The sequence below is a fragment of the Sphingomonas metalli genome (assembly GCF_014641735.1).
Lineage (GTDB): Bacteria > Pseudomonadota > Alphaproteobacteria > Sphingomonadales > Sphingomonadaceae > Sphingomonas > Sphingomonas metalli.
This window is the reverse complement of record NZ_BMIH01000005.1, coordinates 265,051-281,200: the sequence shown is the minus strand read 5'-3', so window position 1 is coordinate 281,200 and position 16,150 is coordinate 265,051. Positions and strand designations below refer to the sequence as shown.

At 69.5% G+C, this 16,150-nt stretch carries 9 protein-coding genes; 4 read left to right on the top strand and 5 right to left on the bottom strand.

Going from position 1 to position 16,150, the window contains the following annotated elements:
• The coding region (locus tag IEX18_RS17195; protein ID WP_188660786.1) for a TonB-dependent receptor at window positions 1–3,124 on the top strand (3,124 nt) is incomplete at its 5' end.
• Between the two features lie 103 nt (window positions 3,125–3,227).
• Window positions 3,228–4,250 carry a cupin-like domain-containing protein gene (locus tag IEX18_RS17190; protein ID WP_188660784.1) on the top strand — a complete coding sequence of 341 codons (1,023 nt, stop codon included), beginning with the start codon at window positions 3,228–3,230 and terminating at the stop codon, window positions 4,248–4,250.
• A gap of 7 nt (window positions 4,251–4,257) precedes the next feature.
• Here the strand turns inward: IEX18_RS17190 and IEX18_RS17185 are convergent, their stop codons facing one another.
• Entirely contained in the window at window positions 4,258–5,496 is a 1,239-nt protein-coding gene (locus IEX18_RS17185; RefSeq protein ID WP_188660782.1) for an ROK family transcriptional regulator, read from the bottom strand.
• Window positions 5,497–5,721: 225 nt separating this feature from the next.
• Between IEX18_RS17185 and IEX18_RS17180 the strand changes: the two genes are divergently transcribed.
• A complete protein-coding gene (locus IEX18_RS17180; RefSeq protein WP_229664680.1) occupies window positions 5,722–6,642 on the top strand; it encodes an ROK family protein in 921 nt (306 codons plus the stop codon).
• 57 nt (window positions 6,643–6,699) lie between these two features.
• Here the strand turns inward: IEX18_RS17180 and IEX18_RS17175 are convergent, their stop codons facing one another.
• On the bottom strand, window positions 6,700–8,187 hold the full coding sequence (locus tag IEX18_RS17175; protein ID WP_188660777.1) for a carboxylesterase/lipase family protein: 1,488 nt from the start codon (window positions 8,185–8,187) through the stop codon (window positions 6,700–6,702).
• Window positions 8,184–11,564, bottom strand: a complete 3,381-nt coding sequence (locus IEX18_RS17170; protein ID WP_229664679.1) for a glycosyl hydrolase 2 galactose-binding domain-containing protein — start codon at window positions 11,562–11,564, stop codon at window positions 8,184–8,186. The genes IEX18_RS17175 and IEX18_RS17170 overlap by 4 nt, the downstream gene beginning before the upstream one ends.
• A 212-nt stretch (window positions 11,565–11,776) precedes the next feature.
• On the opposite strand from IEX18_RS17170, the gene IEX18_RS17165 reads away from it, so the two are divergent.
• Window positions 11,777–14,236 carry a glycoside hydrolase family 3 protein gene (locus IEX18_RS17165; protein ID WP_188660868.1) on the top strand — a complete coding sequence of 820 codons (2,460 nt, stop codon included), beginning with the start codon at window positions 11,777–11,779 and terminating at the stop codon, window positions 14,234–14,236.
• Between the two features lie 83 nt (window positions 14,237–14,319).
• Here the strand turns inward: IEX18_RS17165 and IEX18_RS17160 are convergent, their stop codons facing one another.
• A complete protein-coding gene (locus tag IEX18_RS17160; protein ID WP_188660771.1) occupies window positions 14,320–14,820 on the bottom strand; it encodes a DUF2721 domain-containing protein in 501 nt (166 codons plus the stop codon).
• A gap of 113 nt (window positions 14,821–14,933) precedes the next feature.
• Window positions 14,934–16,145, bottom strand: coding sequence for a histidine-type phosphatase (locus IEX18_RS17155; RefSeq protein WP_188660768.1), 1,212 nt, complete (start codon window positions 16,143–16,145; stop codon window positions 14,934–14,936).
• Between the last annotated feature and the right edge of the window lie 5 nt (window positions 16,146–16,150).

Genomic DNA, 16,150 nt, shown 5'->3' with positions numbered 1-16,150 from the left:
CGCCGCCACCACCGGCACCTCGGGCGCCTCGCAAGAGGCCGCGGTCACGCCGCCCGACACCGATCGCGACGAGATCGTGGTGACGGGCGTGCGCCAGAGCCTCGCCACCGCGCAGAACATCAAGAAGAACAGTGACACCGTCGTCGATGCGATCACTGCACAGGACATCGGCGCGCTGCCGGACCGCTCGGTCAACGAGGCGCTGCAGCGCGTGCCCGGCGTCGCCATCAGCCGCTTCGCCGCGCCCAACGACTCGCAGCATTTCTCGGTCGAGGGTTCGGGCGTCGTCATCCGCGGGCTCAGCTATGTGCGCGGCGAGTTCAACGGTCGCGATACCTTCGCCGTGTCGGGCGGGCGCGAGATCGGCTTCAACGACGTGCCGAGCGAGCTGATCGGCTCGGTCGAGGTGTTCAAGAACCTGACCGCGGACCTGATCGAGGGTGGCATCTCGGGCACGGTCAACATCAACACCCGCAAGCCCTTCGACCAGAACCAGCGGCTCATCTACCTGTCGGGCAGCATGAACTGGGGAGACCTGGAGCAGCGCGGCGCGCCCTCGGTCGTCGGCCTCTACAGCCAGCAATGGGATACCGCCGGCGGCAGCCGCTTCGGCCTGCTCGCCAGCGCCAGCTATTCGCAGCAGTACAGCCGCTCGGACTCGGTGTTCCTCGCCTCGATGCTGCCGCGCTACAATGACGACCGCAACGGCAACGGCGTGCAGGATGCCGGCGAGGGGCGGACGATCAACGCGGGCACCAGCTACGCCTCGACCCTGTTCGACACCTATCCGGTGCCGAGCGGCGCCGGCCCCGTCTATGCGCCGGTCGGCGGCGGCTCGCGCACCCAGAGCTTCGACCGCAAGCGCATCGGCGTCTCGGCGGCGGCGCAGTTCGAGAATGCGGCCAAGACCTTCCTGCTGACCGCGCAATATCTGCGCACCCAGGGCGAGCAGAACTGGCTGGAGAAGACGATCGAGCCGAACGTCTATTATGGCGACGTGACGACCACCTTCCCGCGTGCCGGCACGACCAACACCTATGACGAGAACGGGATCTTCACCAGCGGCTCGATCGTCAAGCGGTCCGGCCCGGTGTTCGGCAACCGGCCTGACGGCACCTATGGCGAGCTGACCCAGTTCGCGCCGAACGGCATCTTCACGACCTTCTCGAACCGCTATTTCTACCAGAAGGCGACGACGCAGGACTTCTCGCTCAACGCCAAGATCGATCCGACCGATCAGCTGCACATCAATCTCGACGGGCAGTATGTGAAATCGTCGTCCAAGAACGTCGACGACATCGTCGACATGGCGACCTATTCGGGGGTCGACATCGACCTGCGCGGCAAGACGCCGCAGATCAACCTGCGTCCCGAGGGTCGCGACACCGCCGCCTATTTCGGCAACAAGGCGTCGACCTATTTCCGCGACGCGTTCAACAACCGCGCCGACAATGACGGCGACGAATGGGCGTTCCGCGGCGACGTGCAGTACGACGTCAGCGAAAACAGCTTCCTGCGCAAGGTGCGGGTGGGTGGTCGCTATGCCAAGCGCGACCAGACCGTGCGGACCAACGACTACAACAATTGGGGCGCGGTGTCGGACACCTGGACCGGCGGCGGCCCGGTCGGCTTCAACGCGCTGCCCGCGAACGAGGCGTCGCTGTTCGGCTATAGCGACTTCTACCGCAATCAGGCGGTGCGCCCGCCCGCGACCTGGTACATCCCCGACGCGATCATGCGCGACCATGACGCGCTGACGGCGCTGCTGCGCACGGTGACCAAGGCGGGCGGCGGCAACTACACCCCGCTGGAAGATCGCACCGGCGTGACCGATGGCTATTTCCTGCCGAACGAATATTACCGCAACACCGAGACGACGTGGAGCGGCTATGCCCGCGCCGATTTCGGCGTGGACGATTTCGGCGGCGGGATGAGCCTGTCGGGCAATATCGGCGTCCGCTACGTCCGCACCAAGGACGCCTCGTTCGGCGCGCTGACCTTCCCGACGCCCAACAACGTCTTCACGCCGGATACGCAGAACCCGCCGCGCTACACCGACCTTGCCTCCTATTGCGCCTATTCGATCGCCAATCCGACCCAGCAGGGTACCGTGCCGGTGATCTGCACGGTCGGCGCCGCGCAGCAGGCGGCGATCCAGGCCTTCTCCAACGGCGGCTCGCGCCCGGACGTCGCGCGGCAGAAGTTCGGCACCTGGCTGCCGAGCCTCAACGCCAAGCTCCAGGTCAACGACAAGCTGCTGTTCCGCTTCGCCGCGTCCAAGGCGATCTCGCGGCCGAACTTCGGCGACCTGCGCAACTATATCGGCGTGCAGCCCTCGGGCGCGAACACGACGGGCAGCTACGGCTTCCAGGCCTCGGCGCGGAACCCCTATCTGCGGCCGATCGAGGCCAAGCAGTTCGATCTCACCGCCGAATGGTATTTCGCCAAGGTGGGCTCGCTGACCGGTGCGGTCTTCTACAAGGACCTCACCAACATCATCCTCGACAATTACGGCTACCAGCGCTCGTTCACCAATAACGGCCAGACCTTCGACGTGACGGTCAACGGCCCGGCGAACGCGCCTGGCCACGGCAAGGTCAAGGGCTTCGAGCTGAGCTACCAGCAGACCTACGACTTCCTGCCCGGGCTGCTGTCGGGACTGGGCACGCAGGCGACCTTCACCTTCGTCAGCCCGAGCAAGATCCCGAACGGCGTGCCGACCAACGGCGCGGCGGACGGCTCGCGCCCGCCGCTCGACGTCACCGGCATCTACTCGAACCTGCCGTTGGCCGGCCTGTCGCGCTACAATTTCAACCTCGCGGCCTTCTACGACAAGGGCGGGATCTACACGCGCTTCGCCTACAGCTGGCGTTCGAAGTTCCTGCTCACCAATCGCGACTGCTGCTTCCCGTTCCTGCCGGTCTATGCACTGGCGACCGGGCAGCTCGACGGTTCGATCTTCCTGACCGTCAGCAAGAACTTCAAGATCGGTCTCGAAGGCCAGAACCTGCTCGATACGACGACCAAGACGGTGTTCCTGCTCAATCCGCAGGGGCTCACCGCGCCGCGCTCCTATTTCAAGAGCGATCGTCAGCTGTCGATCACCACGCGCCTGACGTTCTGATCCTGTACCCTTCCCCTCCTGCGGGTGGTTGGTCTTCGGACCTTCCACCCGTTTTTGTATGGAGAAGGGCGGCAGGCCGCCGACCGCAGAGAGGAGACTGGTCATGACCGATGCGATCCAGGCAGCACCGCGCGTGCCCGAGATCGACGGGATCACGCCCGAGCGTTTCGCGGCCGAGATCGTGCCCGCCTATCGCCCCGTCGTACTGCGCGGACTGGTGCGCCACTGGCCGGCGGTGGCGGCCGGTCGTGGCGGCGCGGCGGCGATGGCGGCCTATGTCCGGTCCTTCGACGGTGGCAAGCCGGCGCAGGTGATGATCGCCGCACCGCAGGAACGCGGCCGCTTCTTCTACACGCCCGACATGGCGGGCTTCAACTTCACCCGCGCGCAGGTGATGCTGCCGGTCCTGCTCGACCAGCTGGTGGCGCAGCAGGATGATCCCGCCGCCCCGGCCCTCTATGCCGGCGCCGCGACGGCGGCCGACAGCGTCCCCGGCTGGGTCGAGGCCAATCCGCTGCCGCTGGCGACGCCGGAGGCGACGCCGCGACTGTGGATCGGCAATGCCAGCCGGGTGTCGACCCATTACGACGTGTCGAGCAATATCGCCGCGGTCGTCGCCGGCCGCCGCCGGTTCGTGCTCTTTCCGCCCGATCAGGGCCCCAACCTCTATGTCGGTCCGCTCGACCAGACGATCGCCGGGCAGCCGACGAGCATGGTCGATCTGGAGGCACCCGATCTCGCCCGCTACCCGCGCTTCACCACGGCGATGGCGGCGATGCAGGTCGCCGAGCTGGAGCCGGGGGACGCCATCTTCGTCCCGTCGCTCTGGTGGCACGACGTGACCGCGACCGGTCCGCTCAACCTTCTGGTGAACTACTGGTGGGGGCAGCAGGCGGCGGCGTCGCCCTTCGCGGCGCTGATCCACGCGCTGCTCGCCGTGCGCGACCTGCCCGCCGGCGAGCGGCAGGCCGTGCGCGGCTGGTTCGACCAATATGTCTTCGGCGAGGGGGCGCAGCAGGCGGGCGCGCATCTTCCCAAGGCGGCGCGCGGCGTCCTCGACCTGCCCTCGCACGAGCGGGCCGACCGTATCCGCGCCTATCTGATGCGGGCGCTGGGACGCGGCTAAGCGGAGCCTAGCGCCCGCTTTGGATCAGGATCGAGTCGGACGGCAGGACATGGGCCAGGAAGGGCAGGATCGCTGCGCCGATCGCCGGCGCATCCTGCGCCATCACCGCGGGCATGATCGCCGCCCTCGAGGGCTGGGGCACCGCGTCGAGCGCCGCAGTCAGCCCGGCGGCGAGCCGTTCGATCAGCGGCACCGGCAGGCGGCCCCCGATCAGGATGGCGTCGGGGTCGAGCAGGCAGTTGATCGCGACCAGCGGCGCGGTCAGAACGCGCACTGCATCGCCGATCCACGCCTCGATCACCGGCGAGAAGGCGAGCGCCTCGTTGCCGAGATCGGCGATGCCCGGCCGCTCGAAGCCCGCCTCCTCCAGCCGGGCGAGAAGGGCCGACAGCGACACCGTGTCCTGCACCGTCGCGCCCGGTGCTCCGGTGATGTCGGGCATCAGTCCGATCTCGCCGCTGCGCGCATTGGCGCCGCGATAATAGGACCGGTCGATCACCGGGCCGCCGCCCAGACCGGCACTGATCAGCAGGTAGAAGAAGCTGGGATTGTCGAAGGCCGTGCCATATTCGGCCTCGCCCAGTGCGGCGGCGGCGGCGTCGTTGTCGCAATGGACCGGCCAGGGCAGCACCGACAGCATCTCGGCGATGTCGATCGCATTCCACCGGTCATAGCCGTCCGGGCGGTGGGGCAGGGCGATCCGGCCGAGATCGTCGGGAATGGCGACGCCGACCCCCAGAATGCGGGCACGGTCGACCTCGCCCTGGACGATCAGCTGGTCGATCGATCCGGTGACGAAGGCCACGACGTCGTCGGGCGAGGCGAAGGCGATCTCGCGCGTCACCCGGCTGCGGACCTGACCGGCGAGATCCAGCGTCACCAGGGTCAGATGGTCGCGATCGATGTTGAGGCCGATGCCGAAGGCACCGTCCGGGTTGATCTGGAGCTTGAGCGCGGGCTGGCCGCGGCCGCCCTGGATGCGCCCGGCGTTCCGCACCAGCCCCATATCGATCAGCCGCCCGGTGATGTTGGCGATGGTCGGCGCGGTCAGCCCAGTCTGCTGCGCGATCGCGACCCGCGTCGTATCGCCGCCCAGCCGGATCGCCTGCAGCACCGTGCGCAGGTTATAGTCGCCCGCCCGCTCGAGATTGGTGCCCGACAGGCTGCGCGACAGTCGCGCGTCGCGTCCTCCTCCGCTGGACGGATCGGCCCGCCGGCTGGCTTTGCTGCCGAAGCTGATCTGCATCCATCTTCCCTTTTGTTATCGTAATCCTAGCCGCTGCCTGGCGCTGCGTCACCCGCCATGACCGAGATGAAGCTTCATGAAAGATGGAATATTTCAATTTGCCTTTCTTAAGATAACGGTATCAAGTGGGCAGCGAGGCTGACTGATGCGGCCACCGGCAAACGGTTGCATGGATCGAGCCCGGGGCGAAGTTGCGCCCGCGAAAACATGGGCAAGGGGAGAGGCGTGGTTCAGATCGGGATCGATTTCGGCGGCACGAAGATCGAGGCGGCCGCGCTGGACGGGGGCGGGCAATTCCTGGCGCGCGTCCGTACGCCCAATCCCGGCAGCTACGACCATGCGATCCGCGACGTCTGCGACCTGATCGCCCGCACCGAGGCGGCGGCGGGCGGGGTCGGCACGGTCGGGATCGGTACGCCCGGCTCGATCAATCCACGCGACGGGCGCATGCGCAACGCCAATGCGACGTTCCTCAACGGCCGCACCTTTCGCGAGGACCTGGAGGCCGCGCTCGGACGCGAGGTGCGAATGGCCAACGATGCCAATTGCCTCGCCTTGTCCGAAGTGCTCGACGGGGCGGCCGCCGGGGCGCGATCGGTGTTCGCGGTGATCGTCGGCACCGGGGTCGGCGGCGGGCTCGTGGTCGACGGACGGATCGTCGAGGGCGCGAACGGCATGGGCGGCGAATGGGGCCATGTGCCCCTGCCATGGATGAGCGCCGCGGAGTTTCCGGGCCCGCGCTGCTGGTGCGGGCAGCATGGCTGCCTCGACATCCTCGTCTCGGGCACCGGGTTGCAGCGCGACATGGCGGCGCGCACCGGCGAGACGGTGGATGGACCCGGCATCGTCGCGGCGGCACGCCGCGGCGAGGCGGCGGCGGCGGCGGCGCTCGATGTCTATATCGACCGGCTGGGCCGGGCGATGGCGATGATCGCCAACATCGTCGACCCCGACGTGTTCGTGATGGGCGGCGGGATGAGCAACGTCGCCGAGCTCTATGCGCGTTTGCCCGCCGTGATCGACCGGTACAGCTTCGGCGGCGACTGGGCCGGACGGATCGTCGCCGCCAAATGGGGCGACAGTTCGGGCGTGCGCGGCGCCGCGCGGCTGTGGACGGGCGGTCAGGCGCCGGTGACACCACCCTGACCCGTCCGCGCAGAGCTCAGTCGACGCGCCGGTGGATCCCCGGCCCCTCGACCATGCTCAGGGCGCCGCGCGCAGCGTGCAGATCGCCCGCCGCAACCCGGTCTTCGCCACCGGGCCGCCCTGATCGAACGCCATATAGCCGCGTCGGCCTGCATAATAGCGCGGCCAGTCCGGCAGCCTGGCGCCGGCGGGTCGGCCGGCGCGCACGAAGGCTGCCCAATAGTCCTGCAGCGGCGGCTCGCCGGGCCGGGGCGGATCGAAGACGTAGCGCAGCTCGCTGGCATGGCTGACCGCCCCGCCCGGGGGCGCAAAGTCGAACTGATATTGCCAGACCGGCACGCCGCGCGCGGCGAGCGCGTTCGATACCGCGATCGTCGGGCAGCGGAAGGTCAGGTCGGTCGCCAGCTGCTGCGTCACGTCGCCGAGTCGCGGATCATCGAGCGGAGTGAAGCCGGGCGCCAGCCCGTACAGCTTGAGTGCCTGTCCGGCCTCGCGGCCGAACTCGCGGCGGACGGTCGCCACCGCGGCGGCGCGGCCGCCATGCAGGCCCAGTTCGCGGGCATTGACCCCGATCAGCAGCGGCACGGCCGCGAAGCGCCCGCTTGCGAACAGGCGCGCCGGCGTGTCGGGCAGGACGCGGCCGTCGACCACCGCCTGCAACCAGACGAAGCTGTCGTCGTCGAGGCCGGGCACGTCGACCCGGTCGTCCGCCGCCAGGATCGCCGCCACCGGTAAGGCGCGCAGCGCCGCGGTGCCGGCGGTTGCCGACAGCCCGGCCCTTCGTGCGATGCGGACGCCCAGCGCCTCGTTGGCGGCGAGGCTGCGCGGCGGCGTGCCGAAGCCGGCGGTGCCGCTTTCCGCGATCGCCTGTGCGAACAGGCCGCGCGAACCGGGACTGAGCAGATGCAGACCGACATCCATCGCGCCCGCCGATTCGCCGGCGATCGTCACCCGCGCCGGATCGCCGCCGAAGCGCGCGATGTTGCGGTGGACCCAGCGTAGCGCCGCCTGCTGGTCCATGAGCCCGTAATTGCCGCTATGCCCGCCCTGTTCGCGGCTGAGCGCCGGATGCGAGAGGAAGCCGAGCGTCCCCAGCCGGTACTGGATGCTGACCAGCACGATGCCCTTGTCGGTGATCCGCGACTCGACGGTGCCGCCGCCTGCGCCGGCGCGATTGCTGCCGCCATGGATCCACACCATGACCGGGCGACGGCCAGAAAGGCCGGGGGTCCGCACGTCGACGAACAGGCAATCCTCGTCGCCGGTGCGGGCGGCTTCGCGGTTCCAGTCGCCATAGACGATCTGCGGGCAGGCGGCATGCTCCGCCACCGTGGCGCGCGGCCGCGTCCAGCCGCGGGGCCGGACCGGCGCACGCCAGCGAAGAGGGCCAACAGGCGGCGCGGCATAGGGGATGCCGCGGAAGACTGCGCCGCCATCCGCGAGCGCCGCTCCCTGAACCGGCCCGTCATCGGTGCGCACGACCGGTGCGGCAGGCGCGACCGGTGCAGCCGCGGCGAGCGCGGCGAGGGCGAGCAGCGGCGTCATTGCACCCTCGCCGTGCCGGCGACGACGTTCCAGCCGCGGATCGCGACCTGCGCGCCAGTTGCGCGCCCGGCGGGAACGCGCACCGTCACCGCGCGCGTCTCGCCGGGCAGCAGCGACACGTAATTGTCGCTGAAATAGGCGGGCAGGATCTGGCTGCCGTCCGCGGCGAAGACGGTGAGCTTCGCCTCGATGGCCGGGGTCGCGGAGGGGTTGCGGAGCGTCACGCGCATCTCGGTCTCGTCGCCCGCCGCCCGCGCCTCCGCCTGCGCGGCCAGAGTCACCGGCGGCAGCGCCACCAGGCCGCGATAGGCGGCATCGTCCTTCCCTTGCCAGTAGAGGTTGTTCGACAACTCCGTCCCCGCGGCGTCGCGGGCGGTCAGCCGCACCAGCACCATGCCGCTGGAAGTGAGCGTTGGCAGGTCGAGCGCGAAGGCGGCGTTGGCGGCCTGCGGCCGGGCGGTGAGCGTCGCCTGCCGCTCCGCCAGGGTCCGACCCGCCAGATCGACCACCTTCGCCGTTACCGTGGCGCCGGGGATCGCCGCCAGGCGGTTGTTGACCAGCACCACCTCCCCGTCGGGCAAATTCATCTGGACGTGGACCGGCTCCGAGGCCTTCTTGACGCCGTAGAAGCTGGCATGCGTGTCATAGTCGGACGAGAAGATCTGCCAGGCCGAAGAGGGCCAGGCGGGCTGCGTCATCCACAGCATCCGGCCGGAGTTCACCGTCCACAGCCCGGCATTCATCCCCTCGAAGATCGCGCGGTAGCTTTCATACTGCATCATCTGCGCCTTGCGCTCGAAATCGGGCAGGCTGGTGCCCGCGCCGAACCGCGCGGCCAGGGCGTCCATATAGCTGCCGACGCCGCCGTTCCCGGTCTGGTGCCAGTCGTGATAGGCCCAGGTATCGCTGATCGGCCATTGGTCCGCCGCCGGGATCGCGCGCTGCCACGCCTCCAGCGTGGGTAGCGAGGGCGTGCCGCTCTCCACCGAGAAGCCGCGCGCGTGTTCGGTAAAATACTCGACCGGCGGCCGCCAGTTATAGGGCCCCGAATTCTGCAGGTTCACGCGGTTGGACGAACCCATATAGAGGCGCGTGCCGTCCTGGGTCGCGATCAGCTCCTCGAGGCGCTCGTTGAGCAGCGGCTGCGGCACCCCCTCGTTGCGGCCGAACCACAGCACGATCGAAGGGTGGTTGCGATAGCGCTTCACCACGTCGGTCGCATTGGCCATGAACAGCGCCTCGTCCTGCGCCTCGATATTGTAGTCCTGTGTCGATTCCCAGAAATCGCTCAGCACCATCAGGCCATATTCGTCGGCAAGGTCGAAGAAGGTCTCGCCGGTATCCTGGCCGACCCAGTTGCGGATGATGTTGAGATGCGCGTCGCGGTGGAGGCGGAACATCGGCTCCAGCCGCGTACGATCGACCCGCTTCATGAAGTCGTCCATGCCGATATTGCCGCCGCGCGCGGCGATCTTCACGCCATTGACGCGGATGACGAGATGGGGGGACAGGCCGGGCGCATCGACGACCGGCGTCACGGCCGGGCTTGTCTCCGCCTCCGGCCGCAGGCTCGCCGCCCAGCCATTGGGCACCTTGCGGATCCCGTCATGGCTGCCGTCGACGATGCGCTGACCGAGGGCGCGGGCGCGGGTCAGGTCGATCCCAACCCGGCGCAGCGCACCGTTCCGGTTCATCAGCGACAGGTCGTAGGTCACCTGCCGCATGCCGAAGCGCAGCCGCCGCTCGTCGCTCGCCTGGCCATCGACGCTGGCGGACAGGGCGAGCGCGTGCAGCGTCGGTTCGCCATAACCGTTGGGCCACCACAATTTCGGATTTCGAACGCGCAGTGCGGGGAAGTCTGCAGGCGCCATCGTCACCGACGCGGTCTGACCGGGAGCGAGCGTCACCGCGCGCTCCACCGCGATATCGTCGAAGGCGGCGCGCACCGTCGCGGTCACCGACCGTTCGGAGGTATTCGTCACCGGAACGGCGATCGTCACGTCGGCGATCGAATTGTCGGCGCGGGGCAGGGCGGTGACGACCTGCGCATCGCCCAGTTCGGCAGCGCCCGTCGTCGCCAGCCTTACGCCTTGCCACAGCCCGGTATTGCGGTCGCGGATCGACGGGATCCAGTCCCAGCCCTCGGTCGCGACGAAGGTCGGTCCGTCGAGCATCTGCATGCCGCCATTCTCGCCCACCCCCGCGGTCAGCGACTCCTCGTGCGCCAGCCCGGGATGGGGCGGTGGCGAGACGCGGACCGCGATCGCGTTGCGCCCTTGCGCCAGAACGACCGGGAAGCGGCCGCGGATGAAGGCGCCCTTCATCGCGCCGATCCGGCGGCCGTTCACCCAAACCTCCGCGGCATAGTTGACGCCGTCGAAGATCAGCACCTGCCGCCGTCCCGCCGCCTCGACCGGAACGTCGAATTCGGTGCGGTACCAATAGTCCTGGCGGGCGAGCCTTTCCGGGATGACCGTATTGTTGAGGCCATAGGCCGGGTCGGGATAGACGCCGCGATCGACGAGCGTCGTCAGCACCGTCCCGGGGACCGTGGCGGCATACCAGCGAGCCGCATCGAAACCCGGTCGGCTGATCGCCTCGCCCGCCGCGGTGACCCCGGGCGCCTCGGCCAGTCGCCAGCCGTCGAGGGTCCAGCTGCCGTCCGCCTGTCGCACCGGACCGCGCGACACCGGCAGCGGCTTGGCGACGGGGGCGGGGATCGGCGCCTTCGACCGGGGGAGCGTCCAGGCGTCCTGTGGTGCGGCCTGCCCGTACATCTGCCGGACCTGGACAGGCCAGCGCGGGCTGCCCTGGATGAAGGCGATCAGCGCCGGATCGGGCGGGGTCGCGGCGCGTCGGCGCAGGGTCGCCGCGGGCACCGCACCGCTGTCGAGCTGGAAGTTCGCGACCCGGCCCGCAAAGACGGGGGCGCCCGCGACCCGGGGTGCCAGCGTCGCGACCGCCGGCACCGGGGCGCTCGCCAGTCTTTGGCGCGCGACCGACCGGCCGTCGACGAAGAGGCTCACCATGCCGCCTTCTGCGGTGGCGGCGATCAGATGCCAGCGCCCGGAGCCCAGGCGTCCACCGCCTGCGATCGTCCCCGCCTCGGTGACCAGAGCGGCACGGCCGTCGCGAAGGGCGAGGTAGCGCCGCGGCCCCGTCTCGCCGCCGAACCCGGCGATCTCGACCAGCCCGGGGCCGGTGCCGCGCGCCTCGATCCAGGCCGAGAGGGTCCAGCTTTCGGCTGCGATCGCGGGCGCGCCATCGCCGCCGATCGCCTGCCGCACTGCCTCGCCGCCGGCGGGAAGATCGGCGTTGATCGGACCATAGGTCTGCGCGCCCGCCGTCCCCGCGCCGAGCATCATGGCCCATGCCATTGCCGACGCCATTGTCGCTCCGCGCTTCGCTGTCATCATCCGCCCCTTCATGCCCCGGCAGCGCGCCGGAGGTCGTATTGCGGACAGGAAGCACAGCGTGCGGAAAAAGCCAAATTGAAATAGATATTGTTGCCGGGCAACAACCGTGGCACGGCATCGGCCAGTCGCTGCGGAGACATTCCGCGACATCGCATAAAATGGGGAAGAGGATGATGGCATTGAAGTTCGGCACAATGGCCGCAATGGTTGCGCTATCAGTGGCAGCCGCCCCCGGCGCCGCGCAACAGGCCCGACCGTCTGGCGCGGTCGCCCATCCCGACCAGTGGCCGGTGCTGCCGATGCGGTTGAAGCGCGACGCCAAGGTCGAGGCTAGGGTGGACGCGATCCTCGCGAAGATGTCGGTGGAGGACAAGGTCGGCCAGCTCATCCAGGTCGACATCGCCAGCATCGAACCCAGGGACCTGGAGACCTACAAGCTCGGATCGATCCTGAACGGCGGCAACTCGGCCCCGAACCGCGACGAATTCGCGCCCGCTGCCGAATGGCTCAAGCTGTTCGACGCCCTCTACGACGCGTCGGTGAAGCGCAGCGACGGCCGGCCGGTCGTGCCGGTGATCTGGGGCACGGACGCCGTCCATGGCGCCAACAACATCGTCGGTGCGACGCTCTTCCCGCACAATATCGGTCTCGGCGCGATGCGCGACCCCGCGCTGATCCGGAAGATCGGCGCGATCACCGCCATCGAGACCGCCGCGACCGGCATCGACTGGAGCTTCGCGCCCACCGTCGCCGTGGTGCAGGACGATCGCTGGGGCCGCACCTACGAAAGCTATTCGGAGGATCCGGCGATCGTCGCCAGCTATGCCGGGCAGATGGTCGAGGGCATTCAGGGCACGATCGGCCAGGACTTCATGAAGCCCGGTCACGTCATCTCCTCGGTCAAGCACTTCCTGGGCGATGGCGGCACCGGCGGCCATGACCAGGGCGACACGCGGGTCAGCGAGGCGGTGCTCCGCGACGTCCATGCCGCCGGCTACATGACCGCGCTCCCCGCCGGTGCGCTGACCGTGATGCCCAGCTTCTCGAGCTGGAACGGCGAGAAGATGACCGGCAACAAGAGCCTGCTCACCGGCGTGCTGAAGGAGCGCTGGGGCTTCCAGGGCTTCACCATCGGCGACTGGAACGCGCATGGCCAGGTGACCGGCTGCACCAACGAAGACTGTGCGCCCGCGATCAATGCCGGGCTCGACATGTTCATGTATTCGGGCCCGAAGTGGAAGGAGCTCTACGCCAATACGCTGCGCGAGGCGAAGGACGGCACGATCCCGGCCGCGCGGCTCGACGACGCGGTTCGCCGCATCCTGCGGGTCAAGGTGATCGCGGGCACGTTCGATGCGGGGCGGCCCTCGTCCCGCCCGATGGCGGGCAAGTTCGCGCTGCTCGGCGCGCCGGAACATCGCGCCATCGCCCGGCAGGCGGTGCGGGAATCGCTGGTGCTGCTCAAGAACAATGGCAGCGTGCTGCCGGTGAAGCCGGGGGCGTCGATCCTCGTCGCGGGCCGCGGCGCCGACGATATCGGGCAGCAATCGGGCGGCTGGTCCATCACCTGGCAGGGCACCGACGTGAGCAATGCGAACTTTCCCAACGGCCAGTCGATCTGGTCGGGGATCGATCAGGCCGCACGCGCCGCGGGCGGCCGGGCGACGCTGGCGGTCGACGGCACCTTCACCGCCAAGCCGGACGTCGCCATCGTCGTCTTCGGCGAGACGCCCTATGCCGAGTTCACCGGCGACCGGCCGACGCTGGAATACAGTCCCGACGACAAGGCCGATCTGGCGCTGCTCCGCAAGCTGAAGGCCGCCGGCATCCCGACCGTCGCGGTCTTTCTGTCGGGCCGGCCGCTCTGGGTGAATCCGGAATTGAACGCGGCCGACGCCTTCGTCGCGGCCTTCCTGCCGGGAACCGAGGGCGGCGGCGTCGCCGATGTGCTGATCGCTGGGAAGGACGGGCGGGCGGCGCACGACTTTCGCGGCAAATTGTCGTTCAGCTGGCCCAGGCGCGTCGATCAGAACGTCCTCAACCGGCGCGACGCGAATTACGATCCGCTCTTCCCGATCGGCTACGGCCTGACCTATGCCGACCGCAGCACCGTCGCCCGGCTCGACGAGACCAAACCGAAGGTCGCGGCGGGCGACCAGAATGCGCTGTTCGTGCGCGGGCGGGTCGCCGGCGGTGCGCGGATCAACAGCGGCGGGGCGGCGGTCGTCGCTCGCACCGACCGACGGGGGCAGGAGGACAGCCTGCGGATCAGCGCCAAGGGGCCGGGCAGCGTCGCGATCGAACAGGCGACGCCGATCGATCTCACGCGCGAATCGAACGGCCAGCTCAGCCTGATCCTCGATTATCGCGTCACCGCCGCCCCAGCGGGTCCGGTGACGCTGGGCATGGCCAATGCCGGCAAGGTGGCGACCGTGCCGCTGACGGGTGCGCTGAAGCCGGGCGACTGGGCCACCACCGCCGTGCCGCTGCGCTGCTTCGCCGATCGGGGCATCGCGATGGACAAGGTGACCCAACCCTTCATCCTGACCGCGGCCGGATCGCTGGGCATCGACATCTCCGATGTGCGGATCGGCAGCGCGCCGGCCGGACCGGTTAGCTGCGGGGCGGATTGAGCGGCAGGACCGGCCGCCGGGCTCCGATCCGGTAACGCCCAAGCGACCCCGATCCAGGATGACTGGATCGGGGGCTAGGCGGCTCACCCCGGCGTATCGCGACCCGCTCCCTCGACCCGGTGTCTCGCATGTCCGGCCAGGGCCGGCAGGTCGCGCAATTCGTCGTCGAGCTGTCGGCGGACGATCCGGCCCTCGGCAATGACGAAGCCGGCCGCCGCGATGACCAGGGCGCACCCGATCACCGATGCGGCGATGCCGGCGGCGGTGATCAGCGGCTGGTGCGGCATGAGCACATCGGCGGCGCCGCAAATCAGCGCGGCGATCAGCAGGATCGCGGCGACCAGGCCGAGCAGCGTCGCGGTCCCCATCAGGCGGCAGCGATGCTGATAGGTCAGGATCTGGTCCTCGAGGTTCCCTGCCCGGCCCCCTTCATGGTCGTGCGACCGGAAGTCGCCCACCGCCGCGCGATACCGATCGATCGCGTTGTCGTACCGCTGCTGCAGGAACCCCATGAAGATCCAGGCCGCGAAGACGATCGACGCATTGGGGCCGATCGCCTTCAGGACATCGCCGAGTTGAGCCACGCTTCCACCTCGTCCACATGCGAGGATCAACGCCGCCGCACCGCCCAGGTGCCGGTTCTTCCTCGGGATCAAGGCCTTTCCCGGCGTAGACGGTCATATGGCCTGGCCGGGAACTAGCGCGTCAGCGCGCGGACGAACTCCGCCTCCGTGCAGAGACCGGTCACGCCGATCGCATTGCAGCCGGCGATGGGCAGTATCGCGTCATAGCCCGTGGCGGGTGCGAGATCGCGGATCTGCGCGAGTGTCTGGGCCCGGTAGCGCGCGCGCACGTAATGCCGTCCGGCGCGATCGACCAGCCGCTCGAGCACGATCGCGCCGCCCGGCAGCGGATCGTCGGCAGCGACGCCGGGTACCTGCCAGTGCAGGCCCAGCAGCCCGCCCAGGCTCGCGACATTGGTGTCGTGGCCGGAGATCATCGTCACCGCCGGTCCGTCGGCGGCCGTGAGCGCCTCCACGATCAGCGGGGCGAGCAGCGCCAGATTGGCGCGGGCGACGTAGCGCGGGCGGGCGAGCAGGCGGAACTCGGCCGCATGGAACTCGGCGAAGCGGCCGATATCCGCGGCGCTGACCCGGCCCCAGCCGACCTCCGCCATCGGCTTGCCGTCGGCATATTCGAGCAGCAGGATCTGCGCCGCGGTCGAGGCCCGGTCGAGTGCGCCGGTGAGCTTCGGGCGCTTGCCGGGCTCCACCGCCGCCAGCCCGCTCGGCGCGCGCGATACGCCGCAGGCCGCCGACACGGGCGCGCAGAGCACCGCGTCCAGCCGGGCGAGCAGGGGACGAAGCCGTGCCTCCTCCGCCGCCAGTCCGGCCTCGCCGCCGGCATCCGCCAGCACCGCGGCGCGGGCCTGTGCGGGATCGAAGGCCACGCCCGGCTGGTCGAGCGGTGCGAACAGCGGGTCGGGCACGTCCTGCGGCTTGTGCTCGATGACTTGGGCACAGCCCGAAGCGAGCGATCCGGCATAGGCGCGCGCCGTTTCGATCGTACGCTCGTCGCTGTCGGCGACCACCCGCAGCCGCATGCAGCCGGTGGGTCGCAGCAGCCCCGCCGCGATCCACGCCGACCGGTCGTTGCGAGCGAGCGTCGCCACCGCAGCGCGGCCGTGCGGGGTCAGATAGCCGGGCTTGACCGGCCATGTCGGCCAGGGCGCGCTGGCGGTGCCGGCGGGCATCGGCGGTGCCTTGGTCGGCGGACGCACGCCGTGGCGCATCATCAGCACCACGCGGTCGAGCTTCAGCCCGGCCGGCACGGGCCCGCCGGCGACCGGCGCCTTCGCCGCGAGCGGTGCGGCCGTCAGCAGCGCGGCGGCGAGCAGGATCGGCTTCATCACGG